The organism is Methyloceanibacter sp. (assembly GCF_050726195.1).
Lineage (GTDB): Bacteria > Pseudomonadota > Alphaproteobacteria > Rhizobiales > Methyloligellaceae > Methyloceanibacter.
Map to the genome: position 1 here is coordinate 41805 of NZ_JBOHJC010000008.1, position 11678 is coordinate 53482.

Genomic DNA, 11678 nt, shown 5'->3' on the forward strand with positions numbered 1-11678 from the left:
CATGCCGGATCGGATCGACGAGCTCGCCGAACGCTTCGGCATCGCCCGCGGCTATATCAGCGAAGCCGGCGACTGGGTCACGACGCCTCCGGAGACCAAGGCCAAGGTGCTCGAGGCGATGGGCGTTCCCGTCGGTGAAGCACAAGCCGAGCACCTCCCGCCGCCTCCCCCGTCCGACGATGTGGCGTCACTTGCGGCGAGCGCCTTCTGGCCACCGTTCCTCGTCGATCAGCGCTCCTGGGGCCTCTCGGTGCAGCTCTACGCGCTGCGCTCGGCCCGCAACTGGGGCATCGGCGATTTCGAGGACCTCGCCCGCCTTGCCGAGTTCGCCGCCGGCCTCGGCGCCGAATTTATCGGCGTGAGCCCGCTGCACGCGCTGTTCTTCGCCGATCCATCGCGCATCAGCCCCTACAGCCCTTCGACCCGCGACTACCTCAATCCGCTGCTCATCGCACCGGACATCGTGCCGGGCTACGCCGATCTGCCCGAGCGAGCCTCCTTGGAAGCGGAGCTTGGCGCCCTACGGGATAGCGCGCTGATCCATTACCCGGGCGTTCATCGCGTCAAACTCCGCGCGTTCGAAGCGCTGTTCGCGCACTTCGTGAAGAACGCGGAGCCTTCCGCCAAGGAAGCCTTCGAGACCTATTGCCGCGAGCAGGGCAGCGCGCTCGAGTGCCACGCGCTCTATGAGGCGCTTAGCGAACGCTTCATGGCCGAAGGCAGGAGCGTCGCTTGGACGAGCTGGCCCGAAGAGTTCCGGCACCCCGACAATCTCGCCGTGCGCGACTTCGCCCGCGCCGCCAAGCACAGAATCGTGTTCCATGCTTGGCTGCAATGGATCGCCGACGCACAGCTTGCCGAGGCGCAGCAGCGCGCCAGCGCCGCCGGCATGCGCATCGGGCTTTATCTCGATCTCGCCGTCGGCATCTCGCCGGACGGATCGCGCAGCTGGCTTGACGGGCCGGCTATTGCCCACCACGCGCGCATCGGCTGTCCGCCGGACCCGTTCAGCGCCAGCGGCCAGGATTGGGGCCTCGTCCCGTTCTCCCCCGTGGGGCTCACCGAGGAACGCTTCGAGCCGTTCCGCGCCGTGCTGCGCGCCAACATGCAACACGCCGGCGCGCTCCGCATCGACCACGCCATGGGCCTGCAGCGGCTCTATTGGATCCCGGAGGACAACACCGCCAAGGACGGCGCCTACGTGGCCTATCCCTTCCGCGAGCTGTTGGAAGGCGTGGCGGAGGAGTCCTGGATCAGCCGCACCATCGTTATCGGCGAAGATCTCGGCACGGTGCCGCCAGGTTTCAGCGACATCATCGTGCGCACCGGACTTCTGAGCTATCAGGTCTTGTACTTCTCAGAGCGCAACGGCGCCTGGATGTCGCCGCATGTCTATCGGCGCGAGGCGCTGGTTTGCGCGTCGACCCACGACCTGCCGACCCTGAAGGGCTGGTGGCTCGGCAAGGACATCGACTGGCGGGTGAAGACCGGCCGCGCCACGGAGACCGAGGCGGCGAAGCAGCGGCATGATCGCCTGCACGACCGCGAGCTGCTCCTTAATGCCCTCGTCAAAGCACAGGCCATCGAGCCCGATGCGGCGCAAGCCGGTGACAAGGAGATGTCAGATGAGGTGCTCGTGGCCGTGCACCGCTTCCTCGCCCTGACGCCGTGCCGGCTGCTCTCCGTGCAACTCGACGACGCGCTCGGGGTGGTCGAGCAGGCGAACCTGCCGGGCACCATCGACGAGCATCCCAATTGGCGACGCAAGACGGCCGTCACCATCGAGGCCTTGGGCGATCATCCCCTGTTCCGCGCCGTAGTCCGCGCCGTCGCCGCCGAACGGCCAAGATAACAAGTGTCAGATGTCAGTGATCAGTGATCAGTGATCAGTGATCAGAAACGTTCTGATTTCTGATTTCTGATTTCTGTCCCCTGGTCACAGCGCGTCGGCCCCCATCTCGCCGGTGCGCACCCGCATCGCCCCTTCGAGCGGCAGCACGAACACCTTGCCGTCGCCGATCCGCCCGGTCCGGGCCGCCTCGCCGATCGCCTCGACCACGGCCTCTGCCAGCGACGCCCCGACGGCGAGCTCGATCTTGACCTTGGGCACGTACTGCATCTTGTATTCGGCGCCGCGGTAGATCTCGGTCTGACCCTTCTGCCGGCCGAAGCCGCGCACCTCGGTGACCGTCATGCCTTGCACGCCGATGCCGGCAAGGGCCTCGCGCACGGCGTCGAGCCGGTGGGGCTGAATGACTGCGATGATATATTTCATGGTGCGCGTCCCCGCTCACATATTGTAGCCGCGTTCGCCGTGCGTGCTGAGGTCAAGGCCCTGCTCTTCGACCTCGGCGCTCACCCGCAAGCCCACGATTGCCTGCACGATCTTGATGATGACGAAACTGACCACCACTGACCATATCAGAACTGCGACGAGCCCGGTGAGCTGAATGAGCGCTTGACCGCCCATGGTGCGCCCCTCGGCAAATCCGATGCCGCCGAACGCCGCGTCGGCGAACACCGCGGTGAGTAGCACGCCGGTCGCGCCGCCGATCCCGTGCACGGCGAACACGTCGAGGGAATCGTCGATCTTCAGCCGGTGCTTGACGACCATCACCATGAGGTAGCACAGCGCGCCGCCCACCAGTCCGATCAAAAGGCCGCCGAGCGGGCCGACATAGCCGGAGGCCGGCGTGATCGAGGCGAGCCCGGCAATCGACCCGGTCACGGCGCCGACCATGCTCGGCTTGCCGAACTTGACGCTCTCGATGACGATCCACACCAAGGTCGCCGTGGCGGCGGAGATATGCGTGACCGTCATCGCCATGCCGGCGTCGGCGCCGGCCGAGAGCGCGCTACCCGCGTTGAAGCCGAACCACCCGACCCACAGCATGCAGGCGCCGGCCATGGTCATCCACGGCGCATGCGGCGGCTTGACGTCGCTAGGAAAGCCGAGACGCGGCCCGAGCACGACGGCAAGCAGCAGGGCCGAGACACCCGCGGTCAGATGCACCACGAGGCCGCCGGCGAAATCGAGCACGCCACGCTCCGCAAGCCAGCCGCCGCCCCAGATCCAGTGCGTCACCGGCGCATAGACAAGGAACAGCCAGAGCGCGGTGAACAGCACCACGGCGGTGAAGCGCATGCGCTCGACAAACGCGCCGACGATCAGCGCCGGGGTGATGATGGCCAAGGTCATCTGAACATGAAGAACACGGACTCGGGGATCGTGGTGTTGGCGGCCGCGGCGTCCCGCGCGACGCCGTCGAGCATGGCCTTGCTCAAGTCCCCGATCCAGGCGCCGCCCCCGGCGAACGAGAGGCTATAGGCCGCCACCAGCCACAATACGGTGACGAGGCTCGCGATGGTCACGCACTGCATGAGCACCGAAAGCAAGTTCTCGGCGCGCACCAGGCCGCCATAGAACAGGGCGAGCCCCGGCAACGTCATGAACAGAACCAGCGCCGTGGCCGTGATGAGCCAGGCGGTATTGCCCGCGTCGATCATGATTTCCCTCCCCCGAAGGCCTGCCTAGAACGAGGCCATTGCCCAAATATCTAGCATGGCGGGGCGGGCTCTGGGCAAGGCCACTGCCCAAAACCGTGCCAATGCTCAAAGAAAGAACGGAAAAGTCCGTGGGGCCACCATCTGCCACAATGCGTGGTATAGTTTTTCAATGAGCAAGGCCTTCACCAAGGAGGCCGAAGGCGGGGACGTTTACGACGACCTCCCCGATCGGCCGATTTCGCCACACAACCTCGTGACCCCGCGCGGTCTCGAGATGATCGAGGCCGAGCTCGCGCGCCTGCACGAGGAGCATGCCGCGGCTCACGACGCCGACGACCGGCCGCTCCTTGCCAAGATCAACCGCGACTTGCGCTACTGGACCTCGCGCCGCGCGACCGCCCAGGTGGTCGAGCCGCCGACGGACACATCCGAGGTGCGATTCGGCTCGACGGTGACCATCGAGCGTGAGGACGGCCGCCGCCAGACCTACCGCATCGTCGGCGAGGACGAGGCCGACCCGGCCCAAGGCACGCTGTCCTATGCGTCGCCCGTGGCGCAGGCGATGATGGGCAAGCCGGTGGGCGAGACGGTGCAGGCCGGCGCCAGCGACGCCACGATCGTCGAGATTTCCTGAACCAATTCGTCCCGGTCACGCCGCTTCAGCGTTCCAGGCACCCGTCTCCGCCGTCTCCCGTACGTATGCAGTAAACGGGCGCGGATCCCGACCCGTTACCCGCTTGACATCATCGGTGACGCGGCTCGGCCGGCCCTCGCGATAATAGCGCTCCAAGTCGAGGAGGAGATCGGCAATTTCTTCGGACATGCCTCCCGCCACCATCGCGGCCTTCAAATCCGCCGGGGGAAGGTCGATGTGCCTGATTTCCCGACCGAGCACCTGTGACAGTTCGTCTGCCATCTCATCGTAGGTCAGCGCCTCAGGACCTGTCAGCGTGTATATCTTTCCTTCATGACCCGGCGCAGTCAGCGCCTTCACCGCTACCGCTGCGATGTCGCGGACATCCACGTGGCTCATCTTCGCCCGACCGGTTGAGCTGTAGAACGTGCCTTCGGCCTTGATTGATGGGCCCATGAACGTGACGAAATTCTGCATAAATCCGTTCGGACGGAGAAACGTCCAGGCCAAGCCGCTCGCCTCGATCGCCTTCTCGGCGGGCCGATGCACCTTGCCAGGCTGTACGCGTCATCGGCCCCCAGGACCGACAACTTAACAATGTGGCGCACCCCGGCGCCCGTGGCGGCTTCTACGGCATTGATCTCGAGCCGGGTTTGATTCGGCAGGTTTGGACCAAGGAGGAACAGCCGCTCGCACCCTTGAAATGCCGCGTGGAGCGTCTCGGGACGGTCATAGTCAATGAGGACCGCATCTATCGCTTTGGCCCTCGCGGCTTTTGCCCGATCCTCGGAGTGAAAAGCGGCGCGAAGCGGCGCCCTCTCCTCCTGGAGCTGCTTGAGGACCTCGCCGCCGACAGTCCCGCTCGCGCCTGTAACGCAGATCATGTGTCACTCCTCTGCGATCAAGCATGCCAGCCTAGTATGGAGGAACGATGATCCTGCCGCCGTCACGCTCCGGCCTCATGCCGGGTCAGGGGTTGGAACCGCTGGGCTTGGTGGGCTTTTCCAGCATCAGCCGGCCTTGCCGCTCCACCAGCACTTTGGCCTTCTCGGCGAGCATCGCCAGCACCCAGGGCAGCTGCACTTCGAGCCGCACATGGTCCTCGGCCACATCGACCATGCCCGTTGTGGTCTGGCCGAGCATCCTCGCCTCGAAATCGAGGTGATCCCCCGCCCAGGCGTCCTTGAGCACCACGAAGCTCTCGCTGACATTGGCGCGCACATTGCCGAAGCCAGCCTGAAGGCGGCGCTTCGCCTCCGCTTTGCCGAGCCTGTGGGGAATGGTCACGACGACGGGTCTGGGCATTATTTTCGGGACCGGACGCCTCTTACAGCTGTTGCGCGACCCTCCATGTGGGGAGGAGCGCGCCCCGCTACCAGCCCGCGCGAGATATAAAACCTTGAAACGAAAGGACGACCTACCCGCCCCTAGCCGACGGGATTGCCGAGATTGATCGGCTTGCCGATCTTGGCGAATGCCCACACCTGGGCGTTAGGCGTGGCGTCGCACAGAAAAGTCTCGCCCGCTTTGGTCTCGATGAACACGAAATAGCCGGGGAGCCAGTCGGCGTTGAGGCCGTCCTCGCCCCGACCGACTACTTTGCCGCCTTCGCCGCTGAAATAGGCCTTGCAGGCAAGCTCCGCCATTTCGAGCGGGTCCTGCGACGGAATGGGTTTGCCGTCGTCGTCGAGATAGACGGGCTCGACCAGGGCCGTCCCAGCCCCCTCCAGGAGATCGTGGAAAATCATGGCGTAGGCATAGACGTGGCCCTGTCCGTCAGCGCTGCACAGCCAGAGATTGGCGTCCACGTCGCTCAGCCACACAAGGCTCCCGCCTCTCCCGTCATCCACGGCTGCCACTGGGGTCGCCGGAGCGCCGCCGGCAATCGCGCAGGCCTTCGACGCGGCCTCGTGTGGGCCGGGCGCGGCGTTCGACGGGACGGCAAAGCCTGCCCCAAGCGCCAGAGCGAAGCAGCCCACGCTGAAGGGCAACATTTTGATATTCATCAGGATTTTCTCACTTTCGCGACGCGGATCTAATCCGGAAGGCCAGCGGCTCACATGACATGGCCTGGCGCGCGTCTTTGTGACCCCCCTCACAAAGGCGGCTAGGATTTCGGCTCCTTGTGATCCACGTGGCCGAGGTCGCGGCCCGGGGCCACCCTGTCCCGGACCAATTGCTTGAGTTCCTTGACCTCCGGGAAGCGTCCCTGCTCGCCGCGCGACCAAATCAATTGACCATCGACCCGCACCTCGAACACACCGCCCGTATCGTCGGGAATCAGCGTGACCGAGCCGAGTTCCTCGCCAAATGTGGACAGGAGTTCCTGGCCCATCCACGCGGCCCGGAGCAGCCAGTTGCAGAGCCGACAATATCGAATCGAGATGTTGGGTGACGGGACGATGGCGCTGAACCTCTTTTGGGGCGAACTCTTCAGGGTTCCACAACATTAGCCCTCACAAGTCCGCCTCTTCCAGCCCAATTCCGGTTGAGCCCGATCAAGGCGCGGCACATCGCCCAAAGACGACAGTGGGGCTTGAACCATCCCCGTCCGCCGCTCTAACCTGCGCAGATTCCGATGCAAAAAAGCCCCCTCGCCAATCCCCTTCTTGACGTCGCCGTCGCGACGACGGAGGCCCAGCTGAAGTACTGGCAGGCTCTCCAGGTGGAGGGGGCGGCGTTCATCGCCAAGCGGATGCGCGCGGACCTCGAATATCTGCGTGCGCTCGGCCATTGCACCGATCCCAAGACGATTTGCGACTGTCACTTGGCCTGGTTCAAGGATGCAAGGAAGGATTATGGCGAGGAATGGGCGAGGCTTGCCGGAACCCTTTTTTCGCTCGGCGTCTCGGAAATCGCCCCCATAGGCGCCGGGTTTGCCCGGCCAAGGGCGAGAGCTTCCAATGGTTTGGCCCCCGCCACTGATGGCCCTCTCGTGAGCCCATGATATTTCCACAGGACTTGTAACCAGGCCTCGCGGTCATCACCTCGTAACAGCAATCCTCCCTTGTTCGAGACGGAAAACTGCGGGAAGAGAGAGACTATGAAACGAATGATTCGCAAAGCTGCGCCGTTTCTCCTGGCCACTGCCGCCTTGGTGGGGCTGTTCATCACCACGCCCTCGCAGAAGGTTGAGGCGAGCCCGTTCGATACGCTGCTGGGCTCCTGGCGGGGAAGCGGTCAGGTCCAGCTCAATACTGGTCCGGAGCGTTTAAGCTGCAACGCCTATTACACCGGTGGCGGCTCTCAGCTCGGCATGGCCATCCGCTGCACGTCCGGCCAATCGAAGGTCGAGATTCGGAGCAAGCTCAGCCTGAGCGGCAACAAAATCACCGGCAACTGGGAAGAGCGCACCTACAACGCCGCAGGCACCGCGAGCGGAACCGCCAGCCCCGGCAGGATCAGCATCAGCGTCTCGGGCACAGTCCGCGGCAGCATGATCGTCAACTTCAGCAAATCCAGCCAATCCGTATCGATCTCAACCTCGGGAAGCCCACTGCAGAAGGTGTCGATCAACCTGACCCGCAGCTAATTCCCCGCTACTCTCGGGCCCGACTTTTAACCGGCCTCGTTGGGGCGCCCCTTCCGGCCGGCCAATTCAGGTTGCCAGGGAGCGACGTGCCATGGGCGAGGTTCTGCTGACGCACAAATTGGTGGGGGAGCGGCTCGAGCTTGCCGCGGGCGGCTCGTGGACGGCGAACCACGCCGGCGAACTTGAAGCGCTGATCGATCGCCTGACCAGCGAGACGCCCAAGGCCAAGAACGTCTCCATCGACATGGCCGGCGTGCGCGAGTTCGACACGTTCGGCGCCTGGCTGCTCGAGCGCCTGACCCGCCAGTGGAGCGCCGCGGGGCGGGAGGCGGTCATCGTCGGCTTGCCCGAGCACGATCTCGGCCTGCTCGAGGAGATGCACGCGGTCAATCGCAAGCCCGCGCCGCAGCGCGAGCGCGGAAATCCGATCGTCAATAGCCTTGCCGCGCTTGGCCGCGGCGGCGCCGAGTTCGGCCGCATCCTCATCGTCTTCGCCGAGATGCTCGGTGCCGTGGGCGTCGCCGCCTTGCGCGTCATCGTTCGCCCGCGCGAGTACCGCCTCACCTCCACCGTGAATCAGTTCGACCGGGTCGCCTGGCAGGCGGTGCCCATCATCTTGCTGATCACGTTCCTCATCGGCGCCATCATCTCGCAACAGGGCATCTTCCACTTCCGCAAGTTCGGCGCCGAGCTTTACTCGGTCGACCTCGTCGGCATCCTCGTGCTGCGCGAGATCGGCGTGCTCATCGTTGCCATCATGGTCGCCGGCCGGTCGGGCAGCTCGTATACCGCCGAGCTTGGTTCCATGAAGATGCGCGAGGAGATCGACGCGCTGCGCACCATGGGCTTCGATCCCGTCGAGGTGCTCATCCTGCCGCGCATTCTCGTGCTCATCGTCGCCATGCCCGTCCTGACCTTCCTCGGCAGCATGGCGGCGCTCTATGGCGGCGGCCTCGTGGCCTGGCTCTATGGCGGCATCAGCCCGGACATTTACATTGCGCGCCTGACCGAGGCGATCTCGCTCACCCATTTCCAGGTCGGCATGATCAAGGCGCCGTTCATGGGCCTCGTCATCGGCATCGTCGCCTGCGCCGAGGGCCTGCGAGTCAAAGGCAGCGCCGAATCGCTCGGTCTCCAGACCACGAACTCGGTGGTCGAATCGATCTTCCTGGTGATCGTGCTCGACGGCCTGTTCGCCATGTTCTTCGCTTCGATCGGGATGTGATCGCCTATGCCTGAGAATGCCGTGATCAAAGTTCGCGATCTCGTCGTCGGCTTCGGTGGCGAGACGGTGCTCGATCACCTCTCGCTCGACGTGCGAGGAAGCGAGATCCTCGGCGTGGTCGGCGCCTCCGGCGCCGGCAAATCGGTTCTGCTCCGCACCATCATCGGCCTCTTGCCGCGGCGTCACGGCACCATCGAGGTGCTCGGCGTCGACCTCGCCAAGGCCAACGAGGCGGAGCGCCGCGCGCTGGAGCGCCGCTGGGGCGTCCTGTTCCAGCAAGGCGCGCTGTTCTCCTCGCTGACCGTCCGCCAGAACATCCAGTTCCCCATGCGCGAGAACCTGAGCATCTCGCAGCGGCTGATGGACGAGATGGCCTTGGCCAAGCTCGAGATGGTCGGGCTCACGTCCCAGGACGGCGAGAAGCTGCCGTCGGAACTCTCCGGCGGTATGACCAAGCGCGTCGCGCTCGCCCGCGCACTCGCCCTCGACCCGGAGATCGTGTTCCTCGACGAGCCGACTTCGGGTCTCGATCCGATTTCCGCCGGCGACTTCGACGAGTTGATCCGCACCTTGCAGCAAACCCTCGAGATCACCGTGTTCATGGTGACCCACGATTTGGAAAGCCTGTACACCGCGTGCGACCGGATTGCCGTCTTGGCCGACGGCAAAGTTGTGGCCGAAGGGCCGATTGCCACCATGCTTGAATCCGAGCACCCTTGGGTGAAGACATATTTCCAGGGGAAGCGCGGTGGCATGTTGGCCGAACGCCAGATGAGCGCTTGAACCCTTAAGGGACGTGACCGATGGAAACCCGTGCCCGCTATGCCTTGATCGGACTGTTCATGCTCGCCGTGATCCTGGCAAGCTTCGCCTTCGTCTACTGGCTGGAGAACAAGGGCGGCTTCGGCGAGCGCGAGACCTATCGCATCCAGTTCGAGAGTCCCGTCTCGGGCCTCCTCGTCGGCTCCGCCGTGCTGTTCAACGGCATTCGCGTCGGCGAGGTCACGGGCCTCGCGCTGAACACCGATGCGCCTCAGCAAGTGATCGCGACCATCGCCGTGACGCAGAACACACCGATCCGCGAGGACACGCAGGTCAGTATCGAGCAGCAAGGCCTGACCGGCGGCGTCGCCGTCACCCTCACGGGCGGCATATCGACGACGCCGCTAGCAGTCGACGGCGGCGCGCCGACGCTTATCGCCCCACAAGGCGTCGGCCAGGACTGGACGCAAGCCGCGCGCGATGCCTTTCAGCAAGTCGATACCATCCTTCAGGAGAACTCCGAGCCCCTGAACGAGGCGATAAAGAACATCGAGGTCTTCACCGACGCGCTTGCCCGGAACGCCGACAGGGTCGACGGCATCCTGGCCGGCATCGAGCGCATGACCGGCGGCGGCAAGGCTAGCGGCACGCTCTACTCGCTTAAGCCAGCGTCCGATCTTCCCCCGCCGCCCGAGCAGGCGCCTGAGTGGAAGCTCATCATCCCCGAGCCCACCACCTTGCTCGCCTTCAACACCGACAAGATCCTGACGCAGCCCGCGCCGGACGAGAGCCTGCCGCTTGACAACGCACGCTGGAGCGACAGCCTGCCGATTCTCGTCCAGGCAAAGCTCCTGCAAACCTTCGAGAATGCAGGCTACGCGCAGTCCGTCAGCCGCACGATCGGCGACTTCCCCGGCAGCTTCCAGCTCACGATCGATATCCGCCAATTCCACGTCGTGACCGAGGGCGAGGCCAAGGCCGAGATTGCCCTCTGGGTCAAGCTCATGGACCCGAACGGCGAAGTTCTCGACGCCCGCCTGTTCGAGACCTCCGCCCCCGCCCCGGGGAGCGATGCCCGCGCCTATGTGGATGCGCTCAGCGCCGCATTCGACAAGATGGAGGCGGAGCTTCTCGACTGGACCACGACCAAGCTCGATTCGGCGCCCGTACCGCCCGTCACGGTCGAGCCGCCCGATCCCGGGGAGATGCCGTCCGATCTCGACGATCTGCCTGCGCCTCCCCCGCCGACGCCTTAACCGCCATTGATCTGGCTCAACGACTGGGGCCCCACGGCGCGGGATTGTTGGCCATGGAGCTACTGCGAGCCATCGACGGACGGCGGTCCGTGCGCGAATACACCGACGCGCCGGTCGACGATGAGGTGCTGCGCGAGCTGATCGAGGCGGCGGTCAAGGCACCGAGCGCCATCAATCAGCAGCCGTGGAGCTTCATCGTCATCAAGGATAAGGCCCGGCTCGCCAGCATGTCCGACCAGGCCAAGGCTTACTTCCTCAAGGCTTCCCTCGGCGCGCCGGCCCATCGCGACATGCTGAACGACCCCGCGTTCCACATTTTCTATCACGCACCGGTCTTGGTGGTGATCGCCGCGGCGGAGCCGACCGACTGGGCGGTCGAGGACTGCGCGCTCGCCGCCGAGAACCTGATGCTTGCCGCCTATGCCAAGGGGCTCGGCACATGCTGGATCGGCTTCGCGCAGCATTGGCTCGCCACCGCCGACGGCAAGGCGGCGCTCGGCCTGCTGGCAACCTATGCCCCGATCGCCCCGATCGTCGTCGGCCACCCGCGCCGGGAGCCGCCGCCCGTCCCCCGCAAGACGCCCGAAATTCGCTGGATCAATCAGGCCGGACCCGCGGCGTGATGTTCGGCGCGCATGGTCTTGGCGCGGGCCATCAACCGTGTCATGCCTCTGATAACTGATCCGCTTTGCGCACCGTGACGGCAACGACAACTTCCGCACCGCGTTTCGGCACGTTGGCCGGCGCTTCCCCGGACGCTTC

13 protein-coding genes and 2 pseudogenes are annotated in these 11678 nt (G+C 65.0%); 8 read left to right on the forward strand and 7 right to left on the reverse strand.

Going from position 1 to position 11678, the window contains the following annotated elements:
- The first annotated feature begins 1 nt into the window (after position 1).
- Positions 2 to 1852: a 4-alpha-glucanotransferase gene (gene malQ, locus ACRECX_RS07295; protein ID WP_431558168.1), complete on the forward strand. Its 1851-nt coding sequence runs from the start codon at positions 2 to 4 to the stop codon at positions 1850 to 1852.
- Positions 1853 to 1936: 84 nt separating this feature from the next.
- Here malQ and ACRECX_RS07300 read toward each other — a convergent pair whose 3' ends face one another.
- Both ACRECX_RS07300 and ACRECX_RS07305 read right to left on the reverse strand, forming a co-directional pair.
- Complete coding sequence (locus tag ACRECX_RS07300; RefSeq protein WP_431558169.1) at positions 1937 to 2275, reverse strand: P-II family nitrogen regulator; 339 nt, start codon at positions 2273 to 2275, stop codon at positions 1937 to 1939.
- Between the two features lie 15 nt (positions 2276 to 2290).
- Positions 2291 to 3507: pseudogene (locus tag ACRECX_RS07305) on the reverse strand (ammonium transporter).
- Between the two features lie 169 nt (positions 3508 to 3676).
- On the opposite strand from ACRECX_RS07305, the gene greA reads away from it, so the two are divergent.
- Positions 3677 to 4141: a transcription elongation factor GreA gene (greA, locus tag ACRECX_RS07310; RefSeq protein WP_431558170.1), complete on the forward strand. Its 465-nt coding sequence runs from the start codon at positions 3677 to 3679 to the stop codon at positions 4139 to 4141.
- Between the two features lie 15 nt (positions 4142 to 4156).
- Here the strand turns inward: greA and ACRECX_RS07315 are convergent, their stop codons facing one another.
- The 5 genes and pseudogenes from ACRECX_RS07315 to ACRECX_RS07335 form a co-directional block, all read right to left on the reverse strand.
- The gene (locus tag ACRECX_RS07315) at positions 4157 to 4690 is read right to left on the reverse strand and encodes an NmrA family NAD(P)-binding protein (RefSeq protein ID WP_431558171.1); all 534 of its coding nucleotides are present in this window, start codon (positions 4688 to 4690) and stop codon (positions 4157 to 4159) included.
- 23 nt (positions 4691 to 4713) lie between these two features.
- Positions 4714 to 5025 (reverse strand): annotated as a pseudogene (locus ACRECX_RS07320) (NAD(P)H-binding protein); the annotation flags it as partial.
- Positions 5026 to 5110: 85 nt separating this feature from the next.
- Complete coding sequence (locus ACRECX_RS07325) at positions 5111 to 5446, reverse strand: polyhydroxyalkanoic acid system family protein (protein ID WP_431558172.1); 336 nt, start codon at positions 5444 to 5446, stop codon at positions 5111 to 5113.
- A 122-nt stretch (positions 5447 to 5568) separates the two neighbouring features.
- Positions 5569 to 6147 carry a hypothetical protein gene (locus ACRECX_RS07330; RefSeq protein ID WP_431558173.1) on the reverse strand — a complete coding sequence of 193 codons (579 nt, stop codon included), beginning with the start codon at positions 6145 to 6147 and terminating at the stop codon, positions 5569 to 5571.
- A 101-nt stretch (positions 6148 to 6248) separates the two neighbouring features.
- Positions 6249 to 6545, reverse strand: a complete 297-nt coding sequence (locus ACRECX_RS07335; RefSeq protein WP_431558268.1) for a SelT/SelW/SelH family protein — start codon at positions 6543 to 6545, stop codon at positions 6249 to 6251.
- A 174-nt stretch (positions 6546 to 6719) separates the two neighbouring features.
- Between ACRECX_RS07335 and ACRECX_RS07340 the strand changes: the two genes are divergently transcribed.
- From ACRECX_RS07340 to ACRECX_RS07365, 6 genes are all read left to right on the forward strand, one after another.
- Positions 6720 to 7088 (forward strand): hypothetical protein, encoded by a 369-nt coding sequence (locus ACRECX_RS07340; RefSeq protein ID WP_431558174.1) that lies wholly within the window; start codon positions 6720 to 6722, stop codon positions 7086 to 7088.
- A gap of 96 nt (positions 7089 to 7184) precedes the next feature.
- Positions 7185 to 7673 (forward strand): hypothetical protein, encoded by a 489-nt coding sequence (locus tag ACRECX_RS07345; protein ID WP_431558175.1) that lies wholly within the window; start codon positions 7185 to 7187, stop codon positions 7671 to 7673.
- A 91-nt stretch (positions 7674 to 7764) separates the two neighbouring features.
- Positions 7765 to 8898: an ABC transporter permease gene (locus tag ACRECX_RS07350; protein WP_431558176.1), complete on the forward strand. Its 1134-nt coding sequence runs from the start codon at positions 7765 to 7767 to the stop codon at positions 8896 to 8898.
- Positions 8899 to 8904: 6 nt separating this feature from the next.
- Entirely contained in the window at positions 8905 to 9681 is a 777-nt protein-coding gene (locus tag ACRECX_RS07355; RefSeq protein ID WP_431558177.1) for an ABC transporter ATP-binding protein, read from the forward strand.
- Positions 9682 to 9701: 20 nt separating this feature from the next.
- A complete protein-coding gene (locus ACRECX_RS07360; protein ID WP_431558178.1) occupies positions 9702 to 10916 on the forward strand; it encodes an ABC-type transport auxiliary lipoprotein family protein in 1215 nt (404 codons plus the stop codon).
- Positions 10917 to 10969: 53 nt separating this feature from the next.
- A complete protein-coding gene (locus ACRECX_RS07365) occupies positions 10970 to 11539 on the forward strand; it encodes a nitroreductase family protein (RefSeq protein ID WP_431558179.1) in 570 nt (189 codons plus the stop codon).
- Positions 11540 to 11678 lie beyond the last annotated feature (139 nt).